The sequence below is a fragment of the Pedobacter sp. WC2501 genome (assembly GCF_052682415.1).
Genome location: NZ_JBQZFI010000001.1, coordinates 4,480,416 through 4,505,142 on the forward strand (window position 1 = coordinate 4,480,416; position 24,727 = coordinate 4,505,142).

The following is a 24,727-nucleotide window of genomic DNA, read 5'->3' on the forward strand; positions in this document are numbered from 1 at the left end:
ATAAACCAAAGCATATGATAAAAAATTAACCTTAAAACTAAGAGACTTTCTGATTTTTTGTTAACTGCAAAAAATCCAACATCAAATAACCAATCAACTTTCAACCAAAACGAACTTAATGAAGACCAACAAACCGGGCCTGTCTAATACCTCACGCCCCAGAATTTTGAGGATACTAACATCACCCCATCTCGTGCTGATCATTTTCCTTTTACAGGTTAGCGCTTACAGCTTTGCACAGAAAATTACACTAAGCGTTTCAAATCAGCCACTTGTAGAAGTGTTCCGGATCATCAAAGGCCAAACCGGTTATAATTTTGTCTATTCAGATAAAATCATTTCAGACACTCAACTAGTTAGTGCCAATATAAAGGGGCAATCGCTTGACGCCACACTGAACTCAATTTTAGGCAGGCAGGGCATCAGCTACACCATCCAGGACAAAACAGTGGTGTTGAACGGAACTACACGACGAAATGACGAAGGAATTGAAGGGATTGTCAGAGACCGCAAAACTGGCAAGCCAATGCCATCCGTTGTGGTTTTGGTTAAGGACAGTAAAATCCAGACTCAAACAGATAAGAATGGTCGCTTCACCATTGATGCACCTGCAAATACCAAAGCGCTCGAATTCAGATTTGTGGGCTATAAAACAGCTGAAGTTGAAATAAGAACAGAACGGATCTTGACTGTTTTTTTAGAAGAGCAAGTCGTTAGCCTGGATGAAACTGTAGTTAATGGTATTTTTACACAACGAAAAGAGAATTTTACGGGTGCCGCTAATACACTTACTGGTGCCGAACTGAAAAAAGTAAGTGCCAACAATGTGTTTGCGGCCATCAGTGCGCTTGACCCTTCTTTCAGGATAGTACCCAATAATTTAACAGGAGGTAACATTAATCAATTGCCAAATATCCAACTCCGTGGAGAGAACTCATTTCCTAACTTATCAGGTCAGCTGGCAACCATCCCAACGCTACCGCTCCTGATTTTAGACGGCTTTGAAGTCAGCTTGCAGCGTATTGTGGATCTTGACATGAACCTTATCAGAAGTGTAACTATCTTAAAAGATGCCTCTGCAACAGCCCTTTATGGCTCAAGAGGTGCCAATGGCGTTATTGTTATCACAACAATTACTCCAGCTGCCGGCAAATTACAAGTGAATGTTACCAACGATTTTCGCTTTACCACGCCAGATCTTTCCGTATATCATTTGCTCAATGCCGAGCAAAAACTGGATTTTGAAAAACGTGTGGGCTTATATAACTCAAGTTCTGACGTGGTTCAAAGCAGCTTAGACATGCTGTATAACGAACGTTATAAGGCCTATGTTAAAGGAGTAAATACCGATTGGTTATCCATTCCGGTGCAAAATGGTTACAGCAACCGAACCTCTGTTTACGCACAGGGTGGTGATTCAGTTATTCGTTATGCTTTACAAGCGAGCAGCGATTTCCAGTCTGGTGTAATGAAAGGCCAGGATCGGACCAACTATTCGGGACAATTCGATTTTAATTACTTTAAAAGTAAGTTTGAGTTCCGAAATTCCCTACGCGTTTTCCAAAATAAATCTAACGAATCACCATACGGTAATTTCAGTGATTACGTTGCCATGAACCCTTACTGGGCACCTTATGATAGTAAAGGCCAGGCAAATAAAATGCTGGAAGACTTAACCTTTCTGAACTATACTTATCAAACAGCAAACCCCATTTACGATGCCACCTTGCATTCCATTAATAGCGCCAACTATTTCGGCATCTCCAACAATTTCAGTGCCCGTTACAAACCTACACAATCGGTTTATATCGAAAGCAGCCTGAGTATTAATAAACAAAGCGGAGGGAGCGATCTGTTTTACTCGGCACAAAGCCCAAGATTTAATAACATTACAGACCTGAACCTAAAAGGCAGTTATCAACTCTCTACAAATAACAATATTGGGTACGAAAGTCTGACTACCGCAAACTGGAATGCGATATTTGGTAAAAATCAGTTCTTCTCTAATATAGGTTTCAACGTTTCACAAGCCAAAAGTGCTTTTAATACTTTTGCAGCGACAGGTCTGCTTACTGATGCACTGGATAACATTCTGTTTTCGGCACAATACAGCGGCCGTCCAGATGGGGATGAAAATACCACCAGACGTGTAGGCTTGCTTTACAGCGGAAATTATATTTATGATGACAGGTTTCTAGCCAGTGTATCGTTCAGAAGGGATGGCTCTTCACAATACGGTAATGAGAAACGTTTCGGTACATTTTGGTCTGTAGGTGCAGGGTGGAATATCCATAATGAATCTTTCTTCCAAAAAAGTGATATTATCAATCGCCTGAAAATCAGGGCTAGTTACGGCGCTACCGGTTCACTTAATGTGCCCTCTTATGCTTCACAATTTAGGTACGGTCTGAATGCCAATACTTCCTATTATGGTGCCATCGGCGCCACACTCGCAGGTATGGGTAACGAATTGCTGGGTTGGCAGAACGTATTAAAGAGTAATATTGGCCTGGATGCACAATTTTTCAAGAATCGTTTAGACCTGAGGTTAGAACTTTATCGTGAAAATACTAAAAATGCCGTTACGCAGATTACCCTCGCCCCCTCTGCCGGCTTTAATTCTTACACGGAAAACTTTGGTGAATTGCTAAACAAAGGTTTCGAGTTTTATGCACGATATACCCTCTTAGAAAATCCCGTTAGCCGGACACTTTGGACGGTAAACGTAAATGGCTTTACAAATAAAAACATGGTAAGAAAGATTTCAAATGCCTTAAAAGCCTCTAATAATCTACTAAATAATGGTAATCGAGATCAAACATCCCCAAACATTCAACTCATTGAAGGGCAATCCATTAATACTATATTCGCTGTGCGCTCATTAGGGATTGACGCGACAACCGGATCTGAAGTTTTCCTCACAAAATCCGGAGAAACAACGATGGATTGGAATGTTGCAGACAAAGTACCAGTAGGCATTAATCAGCCAGTTTGGAATGGAAACTTTGGTACTAATTTTTCACATCGTGGTTTTGAAGTAAACCTGATTTTCAATTATCAGTTTGGCGGCCAAATTTATAACCAAACCCTAGTAGACCGGGTAGAATCTGTGGATGCAAAATTTAATGTAGACCAAAGAGCCTATGATCTGGGTTGGGCAAAACCGGGTGATGTGAGCCAATTCAGACGAATAACCGCGAACCCAACGATTACAAAACTTACTTCAAGATTTGTACAGAATGATAACAATCTGATTTTAAGTTCCGCATCCCTGGGCTATAGCTTTTACAACAAGCTATTCCTGAAAAACATTGGTTTGCGCAGCTTACAAGTTACCGCCATTACAAATGACCTTTTCAGGGCAAGTTCTATTGAGGTAGAACGTGGTATCAATAATCCATTTGCAAGAACATATTCCTTGACCTTAAGAGCAGGCTTTTAAACCGAAAAACATGAACTATAAAAAACTATTAGCTATACTGGTTTGCTTAGCCACTATGCTAACCTCATGCAAAAAGTACCTTGACGTAAACCCTAAATCATCCGTTTCCGAAGACCAGTTATTCAGTTCCGAATTAGGCTTTCAGCAGGCTTTAGATGGGGTGTACTCCCTATTTACCTCTCAGAGCCTGTTTGGAGATAATTTATCAATGGGCTTTACTTCGGCCTTGGCTCAGAATTATGACGTTCCATCAAACGCCAAGTTCTATGATACGTCAAAATTGAATTTCAGTTCAGGAGAAGTAATTGGTTTTGGCAATTCCATCTGGAGCAATGGTTACAATGTCATTGCGGATGCAAATAAGATTATCCAGAATACCGAAAAAAAACGCAGTGTATTAAGTGATCAGTCTTATAAAAGAATCCGTGGAGAGGCCATGGCTTTACGTGCTTATATGCATTTTGAGCTCTTAAGGCTTTACGGACCGGAGTATTTGATTGGAATGAATAAAAAAGCCATTCCTTACAAAAAGGATGTGAACCAATATACTGTTATTCCTTCAACTACCAAAAATACCGTACTCAGCATTTTGGCAGATCTGAATGAAGCGGAACAGTTCCTGGTTAATACTGATCCCATTATAAGTGGTCAGCTTAACCGCAATGTTAAGATGAATTATTATGCAGTTAAAGCATTGCAGGCCAGGGTTTATCTTTTTTCGGGTGATAAAGACAAAGCATTTGCAGCAGCTAAATTCGTTGTAGATTCTGGAAAATTTCCCTTTGTCACATTTAGTGCAGCAACCGCCGTTGCTGAAGCGAGAGACCGGATCTACATTACTGAACAAATTTTTGGCTTGAGGGTGGCCAATTTGAGAAACTGGGCAGATCCCGGTTATTTCCGGGGTGCATCTACAATGAAACGTTCTGTAAATGACTATCAAACAATATATGAAACCAGTTCTGGTGGAAGTACTGATATCCGGTATCTGGCAAGGATTGAAACCGATAACAGCAATAGTGTGGGTTACGTATTTCCTTCTAAATTCTGGCAAACCTATCCAGGTACCGACGCATCTGAAAATCGTCTGGATCAGCTGGTTCCCATGATTCGTCTGTCCGAAATGTATTACATTCTGGCGGAATGTGCAACTTCTACTACAGATGGCATCGGTTACCTGAACATCGTACGTCAAAACAGAAACCTAGGGCCTTTGGCCACAAACATTAGCCAGAACAGCCTGAACGATGAGATTACTAAAGAGTACCAAAAAGAATTTTTTGCAGAAGGCCAACTTTTTTTCTATTACAAGCGCAAAAATATAACAAGGATGCAGTTTATGACAACAGACATCCAATTATCGCAGTATGTGCTTCCTATTCCAGACAGTGAATTAGAATTCAACCCAAATTACAACTAAAAACATGAAATACTTAAGCATATTATTCCTGGTAATTTTTGCGCTGGGCTGTAAGAAAGTCGATGTTCCGACTTTCGATAGCGCTGACGGAATTAGTTTTTATACCGATTATTTTACAGATCCCGACAGCATTAATTATTCCTTCGCCCTACAGCCACTTGCTAAAGACAGAGATACCATTTTCCTTCGGATGCGTCTGGTAGGAAAACCATCTAATGTAGCCCGTAGCATTAAATTAAAAGCGTTACAGGGCTCAACCGCCCGCCTGAATACAGATTACCTGTTACCAGAAGTAAAACTACCGGCCAATCAACTCTTTATCCGGTACCCCCTGGTGGTGTTAAATACGCCAGAGCTGAACACCCAAACCCTTAACCTCATTCTCGGTGTTGATCAGGGTAGCGAGCTCGTTGCTGGTGCGCCAGGTATTGCAACAAACAGCTCAAAGAATTTCAACCAAATTAAAATCAAAATTACTAACCAACTCATCGAACCTGACTACTGGGAATCAGTCTCCTTTTTATTTGGCAGTTTTAGCGTGGTTAGATTTCAATTTATGGTCAAAGTTACCGGACTTACCAACTTTGACCAAAAAAATGGTTTAGGCGAATTGTTTCGGATTCAGGTGCAGTTGAATAAAGCACTTTCCGATTACGTGCAGCTGAACGGACCTTTAATTGATGAATACGGTAACCAAATTAATTTTTAAGCCATGTTGAAAATGAAATATTATATCTGCGTATTATTACTGTGCTGCGCCAGCTTATGGTCTTGTAAGAAAAATCAAGACTTTACCTATAAGGAATTAAACGATTTGAATATTGAGGCCACTTCAGACTTCAGCATCACCCAGTTTGATACCCTAAAAATAGATCCACAAATCACCCAAAGTAAACCTGCAGGTGAGGGTTTTTCCTATCAATGGAAGATTTATTCTACCACCGCCGTCGAAGGAATTTATCCTAAAGTGCTATCGACCTCAAAAACATTGAACGCAGTAATCGCTTTTCCACCACTACGGTATGGCTATACCCTGGAATATAAAGCAACAAATTCCGTTACCGGTGTATCAGCATTTAAAATATTTACGGTAAAGGTTAACAGCGCCTTTCAACAAGGATGGATAGTAAGTAGCACAGCGGCAGGCAAAGCCCAGCTGGGCTTTATCAGATCGGATTATAAGGTTTTCTACAATCCTGCCGAGTCTGTAAACCAAACGACATTTCCTGGCAACGCTGTTGGGGCTTTTGTCTACTATAATTCAGATGGAAGCCGCTTTGGAGTAAGTTTCTTTACAGACAATGGGAGTTATAGATTCGGCGCGAACGATTTCCTTCGTTCGGGCAAATCAACCATTGATTTTAAACCGGTGAAAGATAAATTTACGTTCGATGTATCAAAATTTACAACCGAAGAATATTTGATTAATGACGGCAGTTTATATGCCGCTTCTATGCTCGATGAACCTGCAGATGTAATTTACACAGATCGAATTCCAGGAGATTATGAATTGTTCCCAAAAGTGATTACAAGCACTTATTTTTCTACATACTTCTATGATAATAAATACAAGCGTTTTATGTCTGTACCTTTTGGTAACTTCAGCCTAACACCTACTTTTGGATCTTCAACAACCTCCTTTAACATGGGTAATACCGGTATGGTGATGGTGGGCGCAATGGATGGTGCTAAAAAATCCAGTACCCAGGAATTTTTCTTTGTGATGCAAGATACCAACAGTGACCGGTTTCTGTATTCTCTGTCAGGTGCCGTGCCAGGGCTCAATCAAAAATTCATGAACAGTCCGGAGATTGCCGCTGCTAAATCATTCGCTGCATCCCTTACATTAAGACAATTATATTATGCTACGGATAACAATATTTATCTCTATGATATTCTGGCAAAAACGTCCCGACTGGTTTATACATTTCCGTCAGTCAGCAAGATCAAACAAATTCAAATGGATCAGACCGACAGCAAAACATTGGTAGTAGCCACAAACAATGCTGCAGGTGGAGAAGTATTCTTTTTTAAGTTAAGCAATCAGGGCGACTTTATCAATGGCACCTTCGACAAAAAAATTGATGGCTTTGGAGAGATTTCTAATATTGCCTATCGTAAGCTGAATTAAATTCCATGAACAAATGTATAAAAAGTAGAAAACCACATATGTTTCGTAAAATTATTATTTGTCTGGGCCTGGCCTTACTTTCCCAAGGCAATCTCTTTGCACAGAGCACCCGTGATATTGAAAAAGAACTGGCAAATCTTAAAAGTATTAAAGACACGACAGTGCTTAATCAAAAGCTCGCCGCACTGCAATCTGGATCTGAAGAAGATCTTATTCTGCTTACTCAGTATGGATTTGAAAAGGGCTTGAATTTTAGCAAATGGCTGGAAATCGCCACGAAGCGCTTTCCCAAAGGGCAGCTGGCATTTAGTAAAGTACAGAATAAGCTCCTGGAAGAAAGGGATTCAAATAAAAAGCTGGCTATACTCGCTTCCATGAAAAAACAGTTTCCGAATCAAAAATTTGGCTATACCTATGCTTTACTTGCCGGAGACTTTGCCAGAGCTGGGAAATTTAATCAGGCCATGGCATACTTACAAAAAACAAAAGGCGAGGATCGCTTAATGGCTTGGTCTAATCTGGCTTTAGTAACCGATCCCAAGATATCAAATCAGGTAATTTTGCGTGTAGACCAAACCCTGTTGCAAGGAAAGCTGCCTAAGGAAGAAGAACTTTTGCTTCTCAATACGAAGCGTTATCTGCTTGAAAATAAGAAAGATTATAAAAACGCCGCTATTACGGCCAAAAAAGCGATGGATTTGAATCCAAACCCATCTCAGATTGAGATAGATCACTACAATGTTTTACTAAGCAAAAGCGGTGAACACCGTGCTGCATTTACGGGCCTGGAACAAGCAATTTACCGGGACATAGATGATGAAGAAATCAAAAACGAGTATAAATTAGCCTTCAAGTCTATATATCCAAATAAAGATGTAAATGCACATATTGATTCTATTCAGAACGCATTGGTTCAAAAATATGAGGCAAAATATAAAAATCATCTTACAGATAACCTGATCAAAGAAAAAGCACCAGAATTTGAACTTCTTGATGTAGATGGCAAAAAGGTTTCATCTGAAGATTTTAAAGGTAAAGTGTTGGTGATTGATTTTTGGGCAACCTGGTGTGGCCCTTGTAAGGCCGCCCTACCTGGCATGCAGATATTGGTCAATAAATACAAAAATGATTCAGAGGTTAGGTTTTTGTTTATTCATACCAGAGAAACAACAGGCGACACCTTTAACATAGTGAGAGACAATTCACTGACTTATTTTAAGGCGCACGACTTTATGCTTCCACTTTACGTGGACCTAAAAACTAAAGATACCAAAGAAAATAAGGTAGCTGGAAGTTTTAAGGTTGGCGGCATACCACATAAATTCGTAGTAGATCGTAATGGTTTCATCCGTTTAAGCAGTGTAGGATTTGCTGGTTCAAATATTGAATTGGTCGCAGAAATGAGTGCCGTTATTGAAACGGTTAAAAAATTAGATCAGTAAACAAAAAAAGGTGAAGAACAAATTTTATTTTATTTTAATGCTTCTGGGCTTTGCACTAAATAATGAATTGCAAGCCCAATTGAAGCTAAATGGTCAGCTAGGCGGCCTTAGTGCAGATACCATTTCCATGAATTATATATTTAAAGGGAAACAACATAAAGATCTTGTGGTGGTAAAAAGCGGGGCATTCAGCTGGACGGCTCCGATCGATACACCTGTTATGGTAGCCATGAAGCTTCCTTTTGCAGGCGAAACCTTTGACTATCCTTTTTTTGCAGAACGAGGAGAAATGCAGTTGAGCGGGAGTATTCAGAGCCTGGATTCTTTATTTCAGATCAGGATTTCCGGATCAGTGACGCAAGCACTACTTCAATCATTTATTCGTAAAAGATTTGATCTGATAAAACAAGCTGATGTACTGGACGGTTTAATTTCCAAAAGTAAAGCAGATTCTGTTGATATGCTGAAACATCAATTGTCCGATTTACAGGAGATGATTAAAAGCGGGCTGGCTGAACAATATATTAGAAACAACCCTAAAAATTATGCAAGTGTCCATCTGCTTAATCAACTTATCGATGCCCGGCTAGACTATGATAAGGCAAATGCACTTTTCCAGAACCTTGACCAATCACTTCGCTTATCTTCAGCGGGCATACATGCAAAAAAAGATCTGGCTATTCTGCAACGCTCTGCTAAAGGATCACAGTTGAAAACATTCAGCATTCCAGATATGGATGGTAAAATCGTCACCCTGGCAGATTACAAAAGTAAAATCTTACTCGTCGATTTTTGGGCCAGCTGGTGTGTACCTTGCAGAAATGAAAATTCTAATTTATTAAAAAACTATCGTAAATACCACGCAAAAGGATTTGATATCCTCGGCATTTCATGCGATACGGACAGCATAAAGTGGAAAAAAGCCGTAGGCGAAGATCATCTCCCCTGGAAGCAGGTGAGAGATTGGGAAATCCTAAAATACTATGGACTACAGTCCATCCCTTCTAATTTCCTTGTGGATGGAAATGGCAACATATTAGGTATTAACCTTACCGGAGAGATTTTAACACAAAAATTAAATGAAGTATTCTCTAACAAAAACGAGAAATCTAAGTAAAAGCTTGCTTTCTCTTGCTTCTTTGCAGTAAAGTAAAATGGGTACAGGCGTAGCAGGAGATTGAGTCCGCAAAAATGGTTTAGTTATCGACTGATAGGATGTAAATTATATGCAGCAGATGAAAAAAATATTCAGGACAGTAACTTTGGCCTTTTTTGTAGGTGGTTTGCTTTCGACGGACGTATGATAAGCAGAAAAAAATAATAAGTTATTCAATATCAAATCAATAACTTATATCTGTTTATACAACAAATTGTTCTTTCAAAATTAGTTAAATCATGTCAAAATAATTGGTGCCCAATGTAAAATGACCACTAACTATTATTCATAACTTACTCATTTAGTACCGGTTGAAATATTCAGATGTTATCCCAGCGGTATCACAAAAAATCCTCCAACTTTAGTTGGAGGATTTTTTATTTAAAAAGCATTTCACTATGCTAAAATCCCGAATAGCCGTTTATTCCCCCTTTTACCCGGTCTGCTCCGACACAGCCGTACACCAACAATACCTTAAGATAACTCTCCATTTACCTATTATTGAGTTATTGTTAACCTTCCAATCCAAAACGACGCAAATCTTTAACCTACCAAATCTACACCAGGGGTACAACTCAACCGAAGTAAGGGTGAAGTAGTGTGCAAGCAAGTACGAAGCTGACCTGGCCGGAAGGCGGCCGAAACGTGGGGTAAATGTGGCGTGAAGGTGGGCTTTTGGCTATTTTTTTGGGGATTTTTAATCGGATGGATTAAACTGGGTGATTACCCGTTGTGGTTATGCTAAGATACAAAATTTATGGCTAGCCGAAATGGAGTTATTGAAATTAGCGGGCAAACGGGGCTTTGTTTTTTTACAAACGCGGAATTAAGGCTATGTTGAGAAAGGTGAAATTTTAACTTCTAAAATTTTAGAATTTTTCAGGTACCTAAAGAAATACTCCCTTTACATGATCAAAAACGCATAATCAAAAACCCGAATGTTGATTTGATTAGTGAAATGAGTTTTTGATAACCATTAATTAAAAAAATAAATTCTTAGAAGCCATATAACGGATTTGACCTGAATGTTCCAAAGCGTTGTTTATTATCAGCTATTGAGGGAACAGTGATAAAACTGTAGGCAACTGTTGTCAATTTTTTAATTACCTAAATGAAAAATCTTGATCTTTACTATATTTATGAAAAAAAGAAAAATGAAGGATTGGTTTAGGCAAAATCGTACACACTTTTTAATCGGAACCCTGTTTATAGCTATATGTTTTGTTTATTTCAATCCATCGTTTTTAGGTAAATCACTCGGACAGAACGACGTTACAAGAGCACAGTCTACCCAGACCGAAATCAACGAATATAAGGAGAAGGGTGAAACTATCCTGTGGACAAATCAAATACATGCCGGAATGCCAACATTTCAAATTTGGGCGCCATATCCTAATAATGTAACCACTTGGATTGTAAATGCTATCAACTATACTTTTCCACAACCAACAGGAACTGTTTTGCTTTTAATGTTTGGGACCTATCTGCTTTTTTCAGTGCTTAAGCTTAAGCCATGGTTAGCAGGCGTTGGTGCACTGGCCTTTACTTTTTCATCGTACAATATCATTCTGCTGGCCGCCGGGCATGCTAATCAGGTATTTGCTATCGCTTTTTTTGGTCCTGTAATCGCAGGTATTATTTTGATCTTCCGAAAAGAGTACTTATTAGGTACTGCATTAGCTGCTTTGTTTATTGCGCTGGAGATTAGGGCGAACCATCTCCAAATGACCTATTACCTAATGCTTGCCCTTTTGATGTTTGTTATTTTGGAAGCATATCACGCATTTAAGGCCAAACACACGAAGGACTTCTTCAAATCAATTGGATGTGCAGCATTCGCAACTTTATTAGCTTTTACGGTAAACGCCTCTTCACTGTGGAGTACCTATGACTATGGTAAAGAAACCATTCGTGGTAAGTCAAATCTTACACAACAGAATACAGAACCAAACACTGGATTACCAAAAGACTACGCATATCAATGGAGCCAAGGGGTAAGGGAATGCCTCACGTTCTTAATTCCCAATGCATACGGGGGAAGCTCAAGAGGGCATGCAAATCCTGAATCGAATGTTGCAAGAACTTTAATTGGTTTAGGAGCTGCAAAAGATCAAGCCGCGAATATTTCAGGTAGTTTATCGCTGTATTGGGGTGACAAACCTTTCACGGAGGGGCCATTTTATTTTGGTGCTTCAATATGTTTTTTATTTACACTCGGATTATTGATTGTGCAAGGCCGTATGAAATGGTGGCTCTTGGCAGTCATCATTTTGACCATGCTGCTATCATTTGGCAGAAACTGGCCTTTTCTTTCGGACCTTTTCTTTGATTATTTTCCATTATATAACAAATTTCGAGCGGTTGAGTCAATTCTTGCTTTGGGATCGTTATTCTTTATAATGTTAGCCTTACTGGCTATTAACGAAGTTACAGTTAATTTTGACAAGCTGATTCTACTTAGAAAGTCTAAGATAGCATTAGCTGTAACTGGCAGTTTATGTTTATTGATCTTAGTCATACCTGATTTAATTTTATCTTTCAAAACCAACGATCATATCAATTTTATAGCTCAGATAAAGCAAGCATATGGTGTTGATAATGATATAGCTCAATCTATTGGAAATGCTCTTATTGCTGATAGAAAAGCAGCTGCACAGTCTGATGCCTTTAGGTCATTAATATTTATTTTAATAGGGTTCGGATTATTATGGGCATACCTCAAAAATAAGTTAGCTGTTACATCATTTTCAGTTGCTATGTTATTCGTTGTATTAATTGATTTATGGAGTGTTGATAAACGATACTTAAGTTATGAAAATTTTACCGCGCAAGTAGACGTAGAGTTACCTCAACTTCGGGAGGTTGATAAACAGATTAGACTAGACAGCGATCCAAACTACAAAGTGATTGATTTAACGCAAAATATCTTGAGTGATAGCAATACACCGTACTTTCACAAATCAATCGGTGGGTATTCTGCAGTAAGATTGAAAAGATTTGAGGAATTAATTGCAGTTAATTTTAGTGAAAAGATCAACTTAAACATACTTGGAATGCTAAATACGAAGTATATTATCACTGCCGTAGACAAATCCCCACTACTTAAAAGTGAATTGAACCCATCAGCTTGTGGTCATGCATGGTTTGTGGGCAACGTTAAATATGTTAAAAATGCTGATCAGGAAATGGCTGCCATAAAAAACTTCTCACCAAAGAATGAAGCTATTGTTCACGAGGAATTTAAACACCAAATTAGCCTAAAATCCTGGTTGCCCACTCTAAGTAAAGGCTTTATAAAATTGGTAAGTTATTCACCAGATCATCTGGTTTATCAAAGTTCTTCCACATCTGCAAACATTGCAATATTTTCTGAAATATACTATACCAAAGGATGGAAAATGTTAATTGACGGGGTTGAAAAGCCGTATTTTAGGGCAAATTATATCTTGAGGGCAGCACAAATTCCTGCTGGCAATCATAATATTGAGTTTGTGTTTCACCCTAATTCATACTATACAGGCGAAAAAATATCGTTAGCAGGCTCTTTTTTACTTATGATTTTATTAGTTGGTGTAAGCGTCAAGGGGCTTAGCCGAACAAAATATCTAGGTGAATAACGAAATACCAACTACCCTAACTCCACAAATCTTCAGTTTTTAAAGGCATATATCAACTAAATATAATCCGGTAATTAATAGAATCCCTATCATTTATTAATTATAGCTTAACATGGCCGAATTATCTTTGTTGGTGCCCAAAGGCTGAAGTTAATATGGAATACCGTGCAACTGCTTATAAAGATCTTGTTGACGGTGAGTTGATAGAACTGTTGAAACTCAGTGACCAAACAGCTTACCAGGAAATATATTGCCGTTACTGGGTTATGCTGTTTCGCCATGCCAGGCGGATGTTATCAAATGACGAAGAAGCTAGAGACCTGATACAGGATTTGTTTTTAACGCTGTGGAATAAGGCACCGGCGCTCAATATAGAAACCTCGCTCAACTCCTATCTATATGGCATGGTAAGGTACAAGGTATTTGATCTGATCGATAAAAGAAAAGTACGCAAAGACCATCTGAAATCGTTGGGGGTCTTTATAGAAAAAGGTGAATACACCACAGATCATGCAGTAAGAGAAAATGAACTGAGCAGATTAATCGAGCATGAAATTTCCATGCTGCCTGCAAAAATGCGCGAAGCGTTCGAACTCAGCAGAAAATCTCATTTCAGCTACCAACAGATCAGCATGCAAATGGAAATCTCAGACCAGACCGTTAAAAAGCAGATCTATAACGCACTTAAGATCCTACGCCTTAAACTGGGAAGCATTTGTCTTTTACTGGTTTTTTGGCCATAGAAAAAAAAAATCAAATTCGGCTACCACTTTCGTTTTAGTTAACCTACTCTACCTATAACACCGACATTCGGATAGATATGAGTAGCACACCAGAAGAGTTAATTAGGAAATACCTTGACCATACTTGTACACCAGAAGAACGTACTATCGTCGAATCCTGGTATAATGCTACGGCAGCTTCGGCTGAAGATCCCGGCCATCCAGACTATGCGGAACTGGAAAACAATATCTGGAAGGAATTAAGAAAAGCCAGCCAACCGGCCAAAAGACTAAACTGGTTGTTGATTACCACGGCCGCGGCCTGCCTGGCAATATGCCTTTTCTTCTATCATTCAAATGAGCAAGGCAATATTCAAAAGCCGGTCAGCATTTCCAGGATAATGCCAGGAACAAACCAAGCCGAACTGCTTTTATCAGATGGAACGGTTATCCCATTATCCGATGCAAAATCCGGACTAACGACAGCAAAGAACGGAGCCATGGTGGCACAATTGGGAGGTGGCAAATTAACATTTAATGGCACCAATGCGATATCTTCCGGTCCCGAAGTGAACTATAATACCTTAAGAACACCTCGTGGTGGCCAATATCAGATTGAGCTTCCCGATGGTACCAGGGCCTGGCTAAACGCGGCATCTTCATTAAAATTCCCAAGCATTTTTGGTGCTAACGAACGAACCGTAGAAATTGTTGGGGAAGTTTACTTTGAGGTAGCAGTTAATAAACACAAGCCATTTAAGGTAATAAGCCAGGGACAGACGGTAGAAGTGTTGGGAACACATTTTAATGTGAGTAGTTATCCCAATGAGACCTTCATCAAAACAACGCTGATGGAAGGATCAGTCAAAGTGGTTACCGAAAATAATGTTATATTTATCAAGCCCGGAGAGCAAACCTTGTTTAATATTGAAAGCCAACAAATAACTGTTCAGAAAACAGACCTGGAAGAGGCCATAGCGTGGAAAAAGGGATATTTCCAGTTTACTAATGAAGATATAAAGAGCATTATGCGAAAATTATCGCGTTGGTATAATATTGAGATCGACTACAGTAAGAATTTCGTTGACCAGCGCTTTACGGGATCAGTATCCCGATTTGATGAAGCAGCAAAAGTGCTCAAAATGTTGGAATATACCGGAAGCATTCATTTTAAAATAGAAGGAAGGAGGGTAACTGTTATGCCATAACATTACAATCGACCGGCTAAGCCAAAAAACCAGAAGTGCTTCGAACACTCCTGGCCAATCGCTTTGGAAAGCCTTAAATATTGCCATCATAACAAATTCAAACCAAACAAAACATATCAAATGTATGAATTTTTACATACGAAACAATCCTGCTTTACCAGGTACCTCAAAGCTCTATAAAACACAGTGGGTTATGCGCATTAAATTAACAATCCTTTTCCTAATTGCCTTTCTATTGCACGTTTCAGCCGCCAGTTTCGCGCAGCGGGTAAGCCTTTCCCTTAAACAGGCATCGATAGCTACAATCCTGGCCAACATTAGGAAACAAACCGGATATCATTTTATATACAACATTCAAATGTTGCAGAATGCCAGGCCGATTGATGTGGACATCAAAAATGTGTCGCTAACCGATGCACTGGAAAGCTGTCTCTCGGGACAACCCTTTACCTTCATTATCGAAGAAAAAACAGTCATCATTAAAGAAAAGAAAGTAGCCTCGTCATTAGCCATTGAAGTAAGGGGAACTGTAACAGACACTGCAGGCCGCCCGGTACCAGGTGCGATTGTACAATTGAAAGGAACTGCCGTTGCAGTGGCGACAGATAACGCTGGAATTTACACAATAAAAGTACCTAATGACAATGACATATTGATCTTCAAATCCATTGGCTATGATACCAGGGAAATTGCCGTTGCAGGTAGAAAAACAATTAATGTAAAGCTGAGGGAAAGTGTTTCACAACTGGATGAAATGATCGTAATCGGTTACGGTGCTGTTGCAAAAAGAGATTTAGTAGGATCTGTTGGATCGGCGAATGTGGCCGACATGAACAAAGCACCGGTACGGTCTTTCGAAGAAGCTTTGGCCGGCCGTATTGCAGGGGTTCAGGTAACTTCGGTTGATGGCCAGCCCGGATCGAACATCAATATTATTATTCGCGGGGCAAATTCAATTACAGGCACAAATGCCCCACTTTATGTAATTGATGGTTTTGCAATCGAAAATCCAAATAACAACAATATCAATCCAAATGATATTGAATCGATTGAAACGCTAAAAGATGCCGCGGCTACCGCAGTTTATGGCGCCAGGGGTTCCAATGGCGTAATTATTATCACTACCAAATCTGGTAAAGAGGGCACTGCGGTGATTGCTTACGATGGCAGTTATGGCGCTCAAAAGGTTATTCAGCGCATGGAGGTATTTGATGCTTACGAATTCGTGAGGTATTCCTTCGAACGGATACCAGATCTCGCTCCTTTATTATATATTAATGCAGATCGTCCTTCGCTCGAGTCTTATCGTAATGTAGAGGCTGTAAATTGGCAAGACCGTATGTTTAGGAGTGCAGCACAACAAAACCACAGTTTATCCATCAGCGGTGGAACAAAGGGCACCAAATATGCATTTTCAGGCAACTATTTAGATCAGGAGGGCGTTTTGGTAACCTCAGGTTACCAGCGTTACCAGGGACGTATGCGCATAACCCAGCGGGTTTCTGATAAGTTCATGCTGGCGGGAAACATCAATTATAGCCGGAATAAGCAGTTCGGCAGCTCACCTATCCCGGGTTCAGGTTCGTTTTTATCTGAAGCATTGATGTACAGTGTATGGGGATTCAGGCCTGTGAATGGAAACCCGGGAGTTGATGTGGGAGAAGAAGACATTGATCTTTCTGTTGATATTGTGAATGATAAGCGGTTTAACCCCCTAAAGAACTATGAAAATATGCTTCGCGACAGGATCGGAAGCTCACTGAGTGCCAACGCATACGGAGAGTACACCTTAAAAGATTTTAAGTTCAAGGTAGCTGGAAGTATCACAAGTGAAATGACAAGGTTAAATTCTTTCGACGGTTCCAGTACACGTGCCGGAAGTCCCTTAACGCCACAAGGCCAGGCCAGTGGGGTAAGCGGCTCTGTTTCATTTTCTGAAGTAAATAATTATGTAAACACGAACCAGGTTACTTATGATAAGAAATTTGGAAAATACCATCAATTAAATGCAATTGGTGTATTTGAAATCTCAGGCAGAAGTGCCAGTGGTTTTGGTGCAATGGCTAACTTTATTCCAAACGAAGCCCTTGGGGTTTATGGTTTAGACGAAGGGGTACCAAACAGCATTTCATCAAGCGCTACCGATAATACACTTGTTTCGTTTTTATCCAGAATCCAGTATAATTATGGCTCTAAATACTTAGCAACCCTATCTATGCGGGCTGATGCTTCTTCTAAGTTCTCTAAAGGGAATAAAACCGGATATTTTCCATCAGGTGGAATTGCATGGCGCTTTAGCAAGGAGAAATTTATGAAACCGTTGAAGTTTATTTCGGATGCAAAATTAAGGGCAACAATAGGCGCAACTGGTAATAACAGGGTAAGTGATTTTGCTTATATGTCTACGCTTTTCCAATCTATCTCCGGAATCTATCCGTTTAACAATGCGATATCAAGAGGGGTAATTGCAACAGATTTAGGCAATGATAAATTGAAATGGGAAACCACTGTTCAAACAGATTTAGGTTTGGAATTATCTTTTTTTAAAGATCGTGTAAATTTAAATGTAGATGTCTATAAAAAAACCACTAAAGACCTATTGCTCAATGCCACGTTGCCACCTTCACTAGGTTTTGACCGTTCTTTTAAAAACATTGGCAGTGTGGGAAACAGGGGTCTGGAGTTCACTTTAGAAACGTCAAATATCAGGAATAAAACATTCAGCTGGTCTAGTAACTTCAACATCGCATTTAACCGTAACGAGGTACTTGCGCTCACACAAAATCAAACAGCACTGGTTAGCCAAATTAATTGGGATACAAACTATAGGAATTTACCGGCTTATATGGCTAAAATTGGAGAACCTATAGGCATGTTTTATGGGTTAATCTGGGAAGGTAATTATCAATATGCAGATTTCAATAAACTTCCATCAGGAAAATACCTGCTCAAGCCCGGAATCGCATCAAATGGCAACGACCGCGAAGATATCCAGCCAGGCGATATCAAATACCGCGATCTTAATGGTGATGGAATTGCCAATACGAGCGATTATACCGTAATTGGTAATCCCAACCCTGATTTCATCGGTGGTTTTTCTAATAATTTTACGTACAAAGGTTTCGACCTGAACGTATTCTTCCAATTTTCTTACGGAAATGAAGTATTGAATGCAAATAGAATCGTATTTGAAGGTTTTGGCCGTTCGTCGCAAAATATGTTTGCAACTTATGCCAACCGCTGGACGCCGGAAAATCCAAACAATACCTACTACAGAACAGGTGGATATGGCCCGAATGCCTACTCCAGCAGAGTGATTGAAGATGCCTCTTTTTTACGTTTGAAAACAGTTTCCCTCGGTTATCAGCTGCCTGCTAAATTGATGAAATCTATAGGAGTAAAATCCTTAAGGTTTAATTTGTCAGCGCAGAATTTGTATACCTGGACCAAATATCAGGGATACGATCCGGAGGTTTCTGCCTATAACTCTGCCTTGACACCAGGATTCGATTGGTCTGTTTATCCGCGTGCCAGAACAATAACATTTGGTGCAAACCTTACTTTTTAATTATCAGTTATGAAAATAAAATATTTATTCCCACTGCTCATCATCATGTTAACGGTAACATCCTGTGAAAAATACCTTGATGTAGAGCCTAAAGACTTTACCACCCCAGAAACCTATTTCTTATCTGCAGGCGACCTTGATAAGGCACTTACAGGTATCTATAGCCAGCTTAATAACAGAGGTGTATATGGTAGAAACCTGGTCTTTGATTTGGCCTTTGGCAGTGATGAGGCATTTTATAAGCGATCATCGGCTAAGATAGATCCGATTGTTTATAATGCCGATGGTTCTAATAACACCATTACCACCACCTGGAGTTCCTTATATACTGGAATTAACTCCGCTAATTTGTTGTTGGCTAATATCAACAAGCCTGTAATGGATGAAACGCTTAGAGGGAGAATTAAAGGCGAAGCCTTGTTTTTGCGTGCATTTTTTTATTTCCAGTTGGTACACAATTGGGGCGATGTACCATTGATCCTGACGCCTACCGTTTCCGGATTAGAGGTAGATCATGCCCGTACGCCACAAAAAGAGGTATATGCCCAGATCCTGGGGGATATGATCACGGCAGAAGGTTTGGTAGGTAACATCAAAGATTATGGATTTTCTGGAAGGGTGAGTAAAACAGCTGTTCAAGGCATCCTGGCAAGGGTTTGCCTGAAAATGGCCGGCGCACCTTTAAATGATGTGTCGAAGTTTGAGGAAGCCAGAAAATGGTCGGAGATGGTTATTAAATCGGGTGTACATAAATTAAACCCTGATTACGCGCAAATTTTCATTAACCATACACAGGATAAATATGATATTAACGAGAATTTATGGGAGGTTGAAGTTATAGGAAATGGATTGTCAAATCCAATCTACCCGGGTGGCGGTTTTGCTAAAAAGCTATCGGTACGTAATACTTCTGCTCAATTATATGGTTATGCCGAAGTGGGTGCAACTGCAGTATTGTACCGCAAGTATGATGATGCCCATGATGTTCGTAAAAATAGAAATATCGCAACGTATTATTTCCCGGTAATTACCAGTGGCAATTTAGCAGATACCTTAACATTTCTGCCTACAGATATCTACGCCAGAGATACCGGAAAATGGCGGATCCAGGATGAAATAGCGGTTCAGAGAAATCCCGATTTCGGGCCAACAAACTTTCCGATATTGCGTTATGCCGATGTATTACTGATGTATGCCGAGGCCGAAAATGAAGTGAACGGACCTACCAAATTAGCATTTGATGCATTAAATGAAGTAAGGGCCAGGGCAAAAGCGAGAAACTTTACTACTGTAGATGCCCCCAATAAAGATAAATTCCGGGCAATAATCCAGGATGAACGTTCCAGGGAACTGTGCTATGAAGCACTTCGCAAATTCGATTTGATCAGATGGGGAATATTTATCAACGTGATGAAAGATGTAGAAAATGACATCCTAAACAATGCGCCTACCAATCTCCAGTATGGTGCAACGGGTTATACGAATGTAAAAGCCCGTAATCTGCTATTACCTATTCCAACACTAGAGCTAAGTTTAAATAGTTTAATGAGACAAAATCCAGGATATTAAATAAAAGGACATGAAAACAAAATATTTAATAGGAAAACTTGCGATACTACTGTCACTGCTTTTCCTTGGTTGTAAAAAGGAGACTGTAGATATACCTGAATTCAACGCTACCGCTAATAAAACCACTTTTAAATTGGGCGACACGGTTGTTTTTAAGTTAGAAGGCGATCCGGATTTCGTTTCCTTTTACTCTGGAGAGTATTTGAACGATTATTCATTTATCGGTGGAAGGAAAATAGATATTCAATCCATTTCCCTTTCTTTTCAATCACGGGTTCAGAATGGAAACCAGGCGAATCAGCTTAGTGTATATCTATCTTCAGATTTTAACGGAAAATTTGATATCGAATCTATAAAGGCAGGAAACTTTAAAAACATTACAGATTTAGTCACCTTAGGTTCTGTAAACGCTGTATATGCCCCTTCCGGCACACTAGATTTATCAACCCTGGTAACCGATAGGACCAAACCTTTATATGTTGCATTTCGTTATGTTACAAAACCTCAGGACGCGGCAACCGGCACGCAAAGGACATGGACCATTAGGGATTTAGCCCTTAATACGGTAACAGAATTAGGAAAAAATTCAGCAATTGATCAATTAACTGCAGCCTGGACACTGGTACAGTCCGGGCCAATAATTGAGCCGAACAGAAGTTCGATTACGCAGAGTAATGGACAGATTGTTTTCCGTGGTAACATTACAAATGAAGGAAAACTGGTGGAAACCGACTTCTGGGCAGTGAGTAAGGCGGTAGATTTGAATACAATTATGTTAGGGCCAGATAAAAGCATTCCAATAAAGGGCATTTCTGAAACCCTGCCATCAGTTTACAAATACATTTACACTAAACCTGGTGTTTATAAAGCTGTATTTGCCACATCAAATAACCGGATAAACTCCAAAAAAGAACTTTTAAAGGAAATAGAAATTACGATAGTACCATGAGAACACTGAAAATTAGCATATACTTACTTTTTACCTTCCTTTTGCTGGTAAGCAAAAATAGCCTTGCCCAGGTTTTTATCCCGGCGGGAGGAATCGTCTACCCTTTTAGGGCCTCGCCTGCCATCGTGAAAACGGGAACACAATTCCATATCCTGTACAATAATAAGGCCCAACATCAAATTGATTCCATTGTACTCAAAGGTCCTTATAGCAGGGTTTTGTTAAAGATAGATTCAGTATCCAAAGGGAGGTTCGAATACGATACCTATACCACAATGTACACCAACAACAAGATCTGGGTAACCGTACCACAAGGCCGTCCGCAAGATATGTACGACCTTATGGTCTATGCCGCAGGAGAAGTTGAAATTTCCCGACGATCGGTTAAACTGGTTAAGCAGTTTTCTCCAAAACACAGCTTTATCCATATCAGCGATACGCATATTTCCCGTAACTGGGTTGGACCTGCCGATAATGGCTTTGCTGAAGAACTGCAACTAATGGACCGGTTTATTACGGTTGCCAACATCATCTCACCCGACCTTGTTATTGTAACCGGGGACCTGATCCATGACTATACCAGATTTAATAAGGATGCCCGTGGCTGGGGTGGCGATACCATTAAGGGATATACCAAACTGCCCACCATAGAGGAAAAATACAGAAACTATTTCGAGGGTGCCAAAGGCTACAGAGGTGTGCAATATATCAATGCCCCGGTATTCTCAGTTCCGGGCAACCACGATTTTTATGGGATGAATGAAAATGACCATCCAGCTAAAGCTGCCCAATGGAATGCTTTATGCGGCATTAGGGTTTCTGGGCTCGCATACGCAGGCACCAGGTTTATGTTCATCGACGATTATCTGGGAGATCAGGTGAAGGACATCCCCAATAAAAAACCGATGTCGGGTCTACAGGGCAAAACACTTCAAAATTTCCTGGATCTTAACGGACCTGGCCAGTTGCGGATTATGGCACAACATCGTCATGACCGGGCTGATACGGGCTTCCTAAACCAACAAAAAATTGGCTTAATTGTAAACGGGCATATCCACACGCCCCACGTAGATACACTGGGCAAAACACCGACTATTAGAATCAGACCGGGAGTAGTGTGCAGGAGTGGCGAAAACCATCGATGGGAACAAATTCTTGGCTTTTTCCGCATTATCCGCATTGATGGCGGAAAATTCACTTATACCGAACCCCTACGCTTCTGCTCCAACCCTACCGATCCCTATAACAAGATTAAACTGAACTTAACGCTCACATTTAAGTCTAACAATGCCGGGTTAGCCACCAGTAATGTTGCCCTAATTGAAAATAAGTTGCCAGCCGAACTCCCTGGTTGCAGGGTAAGGTTTGTAATGAAAAAAGGTGCATATCTGGTTTCGGGTGGCCGTGTTTTCCAACAATTCAACAGTGGCAAGCTAACCATTGTAGATGTTGATGCAGATGTAAATGCCGGAACCGTTAAAAAAGTAAGTATCAATTTAAAGCGCTAACCAATGCTTGTTAAAATCGACTAACCTAAATGATGACCTTTAAGAAATTGCTTTTTTTAGCCCTTATTTTATGCCATTATGGAGTAATGGCCCAGGTGGGCACCAGCTCCTACATCTTCGGTTTGTACCAGGCAAAAAATAATACCGGGGTATTCGCTGCTGTTGACCATATAAAAAAGACCAATAAGGAAATGCTTAGGGCACAAATTAATGCCCTGCCAGACAATGCAAAGAAACAAATTATTGCAAGCACAGATGCTGCTTTAGGAACGCCATGGACATTATTAACCTTAAGCCAGTTTAACGAATTTAAAACTACGGGCAACAGGGTAAACTATGAAAATAACTACTTCGCCCGTAGAAACAAATTAAACATTTTAATGATTGGAGAACTGGTGGCCAATGATGGCAGATATTTAAATGAAATTATAAATGGACTTGGACTGATCTGCGAAGAAAGTACCTGGGCATTACCTGCGCACATGAGCCTCCAAAAGGCCGGGAACGGTTTACCGGATGTAAATGAGCCTGTTATTGATCTCTTTGCAAGCCATACCGCCATGATTTTATCGTATGCCAAGTATTTGTTTGGAGATAAATTTAGTGTCTCGTATCCCCTATTGAACGAAAGAATTGATGCAGAATTAAAAAAGCGAATATTCGATCCTTACCTTAACAGGGACGATTTTTGGTGGATGGGTTTCCATACCAGCAAAAAAATGAACAATTGGAATATTTTCACCAATACAAATGTGTTCAGTTCGGCCATATTAGCGGAAGATGATGCCAGCCGCCGGAAATCGATGATCGAAAAATCGATGAAAAGCGTTGATATCTTCCTCAATTCGTATAGTCCTGATGGGGGTTGTGACGAAGGCCCCTCCTATTGGGGAATAGCTGGCGGTGCGCTGATTGATTATATCGACCTGCTTTCGGTATTTTCCAACCATCAGTTAGATTTCTCTAAAAGTGAACTTATCCATAACATAGGTACCTACATTTACAAGGTCCACATCGATCAAAATTATGATGTAAATTTTGCCGATGCCACTGCATCAAACGCCCAGGATCCCACGAAGGTTTATAAGTTTGGCAAATTATATCATGATAAAAAGCTGTTGGAGTATGCAGCATACATCAGAAAAATAAATAACGGCGACCAGACTTTTGACCTCGGTAACATCAATGGCTTTGTAAATTCTTTAGCAATTAGGGATGAATTTAAATCCCTTAATCCGGTTGCTCCTCAACTAAAATATGCCTGGCTAAATGATGTTCAGATACTTACCGCCAGACAGAACGAGGGAAGCGCTAAAGGCTTGTTTCTTGCCGTGAAAGGTGGCAACAATGCAGAAAGCCATAACCATAATGATATTGGCAACTTTATAGTTTACAAAGACGGTACCCCCCTGATTATTGATGCTGGTGTAGGCGTATATAATAAGCAGACATTTGGCCCAGATCGGTATAAAATCTGGAACACCAGGTCTGATTGGCATAATTGCCCAACCATAAACGGTGCAGTGCAGGAGGCCGGAAAAAGTTATCAGGCTAAAGAAGTATCATTTGAAAATAAAGGAGACGTCACCAAGCTTTCAATGGAACTATCAGCAGCCTACCCAAAAGAGGCACAGGTAGATACCTGGAAAAGAGCTTTCATATTTCAGCATGAGGCAGGGGTTATTAAATTGAGGGAAGATTTTAAGCTGAGTGCATTTATAACAAGTTCGTCATTAAGTTTTCTCATCAATGGTACTGTATCGGCCGTAGCGAAAGGAAATCTCCAGATTAGAAACCCTCAGGGAAAAACCATATCGTTAATTTTTGATCCACAGGTATTTGATTTTGAAATTGAACTGAAAAAAATAGATGATGCTAGATTAGCAGCGTCATGGCCTGCTAATTTGAGTAGGCTAATCTTAAAGCGAAAAAGCAAAAAATTAACTGGTTCACACCAAATTGAAATTAGAAACTAAACGTAGAAAATTAAATCGC

Annotated in this window: 14 protein-coding genes; all 14 read left to right on the top strand. The window is 40.0% G+C overall.

Annotation, left to right across the window (positions count from 1 at the left end; translation table 11 throughout):
- Window positions 1-118: 118 nt before the first annotated feature.
- The 14 genes from ACUN24_RS18860 (at window position 119) to ACUN24_RS18925 (ending at window position 24,708) form a co-directional block, all read left to right on the top strand.
- A complete protein-coding gene (locus ACUN24_RS18860) occupies window positions 119-3,442 on the top strand; it encodes a SusC/RagA family TonB-linked outer membrane protein (protein ID WP_445563904.1) in 3,324 nt (1,107 codons plus the stop codon).
- Between the two features lie 10 nt (window positions 3,443-3,452).
- Complete coding sequence (locus tag ACUN24_RS18865; protein WP_445563905.1) at window positions 3,453-4,862, top strand: RagB/SusD family nutrient uptake outer membrane protein; 1,410 nt, start codon at window positions 3,453-3,455, stop codon at window positions 4,860-4,862.
- 4 nt (window positions 4,863-4,866) lie between these two features.
- The gene (locus ACUN24_RS18870) at window positions 4,867-5,571 is read left to right on the top strand and encodes a DUF4843 domain-containing protein (RefSeq protein WP_445563906.1); all 705 of its coding nucleotides are present in this window, start codon (window positions 4,867-4,869) and stop codon (window positions 5,569-5,571) included.
- Window positions 5,572-5,574: 3 nt separating this feature from the next.
- On the top strand, window positions 5,575-6,993 hold the full coding sequence (locus ACUN24_RS18875) for a PKD-like family lipoprotein (protein ID WP_445563907.1): 1,419 nt from the start codon (window positions 5,575-5,577) through the stop codon (window positions 6,991-6,993).
- A 38-nt stretch (window positions 6,994-7,031) separates the two neighbouring features.
- Window positions 7,032-8,435, top strand: a complete 1,404-nt coding sequence (locus tag ACUN24_RS18880; protein WP_445563908.1) for a redoxin domain-containing protein — start codon at window positions 7,032-7,034, stop codon at window positions 8,433-8,435.
- 10 nt (window positions 8,436-8,445) lie between these two features.
- Window positions 8,446-9,552 (top strand): redoxin family protein, encoded by a 1,107-nt coding sequence (locus tag ACUN24_RS18885; RefSeq protein ID WP_445563909.1) that lies wholly within the window; start codon window positions 8,446-8,448, stop codon window positions 9,550-9,552.
- Between the two features lie 1,178 nt (window positions 9,553-10,730).
- Window positions 10,731-13,208, top strand: a complete 2,478-nt coding sequence (locus tag ACUN24_RS18890; protein ID WP_445563910.1) for a YfhO family protein — start codon at window positions 10,731-10,733, stop codon at window positions 13,206-13,208.
- A gap of 155 nt (window positions 13,209-13,363) precedes the next feature.
- Window positions 13,364-13,951 (top strand): RNA polymerase sigma factor, encoded by a 588-nt coding sequence (locus ACUN24_RS18895; protein ID WP_445563911.1) that lies wholly within the window; start codon window positions 13,364-13,366, stop codon window positions 13,949-13,951.
- Between the two features lie 77 nt (window positions 13,952-14,028).
- Window positions 14,029-15,138 carry a FecR family protein gene (locus ACUN24_RS18900; RefSeq protein ID WP_445563912.1) on the top strand — a complete coding sequence of 370 codons (1,110 nt, stop codon included), beginning with the start codon at window positions 14,029-14,031 and terminating at the stop codon, window positions 15,136-15,138.
- A gap of 124 nt (window positions 15,139-15,262) precedes the next feature.
- Window positions 15,263-18,706, top strand: coding sequence for a TonB-dependent receptor (locus ACUN24_RS18905; protein ID WP_445563913.1), 3,444 nt, complete (start codon window positions 15,263-15,265; stop codon window positions 18,704-18,706).
- A 9-nt stretch (window positions 18,707-18,715) separates the two neighbouring features.
- Window positions 18,716-20,275 carry a RagB/SusD family nutrient uptake outer membrane protein gene (locus ACUN24_RS18910; protein ID WP_445563914.1) on the top strand — a complete coding sequence of 520 codons (1,560 nt, stop codon included), beginning with the start codon at window positions 18,716-18,718 and terminating at the stop codon, window positions 20,273-20,275.
- A 10-nt stretch (window positions 20,276-20,285) separates the two neighbouring features.
- On the top strand, window positions 20,286-21,224 hold the full coding sequence (locus tag ACUN24_RS18915; protein WP_445563915.1) for a DUF5017 domain-containing protein: 939 nt from the start codon (window positions 20,286-20,288) through the stop codon (window positions 21,222-21,224).
- Window positions 21,221-22,732: a metallophosphoesterase family protein gene (locus ACUN24_RS18920; RefSeq protein WP_445563916.1), complete on the top strand. Its 1,512-nt coding sequence runs from the start codon at window positions 21,221-21,223 to the stop codon at window positions 22,730-22,732. The genes ACUN24_RS18915 and ACUN24_RS18920 overlap by 4 nt, the downstream gene beginning before the upstream one ends.
- 29 nt (window positions 22,733-22,761) lie before the next feature.
- On the top strand, window positions 22,762-24,708 hold the full coding sequence (locus ACUN24_RS18925; protein ID WP_445563917.1) for a heparinase II/III domain-containing protein: 1,947 nt from the start codon (window positions 22,762-22,764) through the stop codon (window positions 24,706-24,708).
- The last annotated feature ends 19 nt before the right edge of the window (window positions 24,709-24,727 follow it).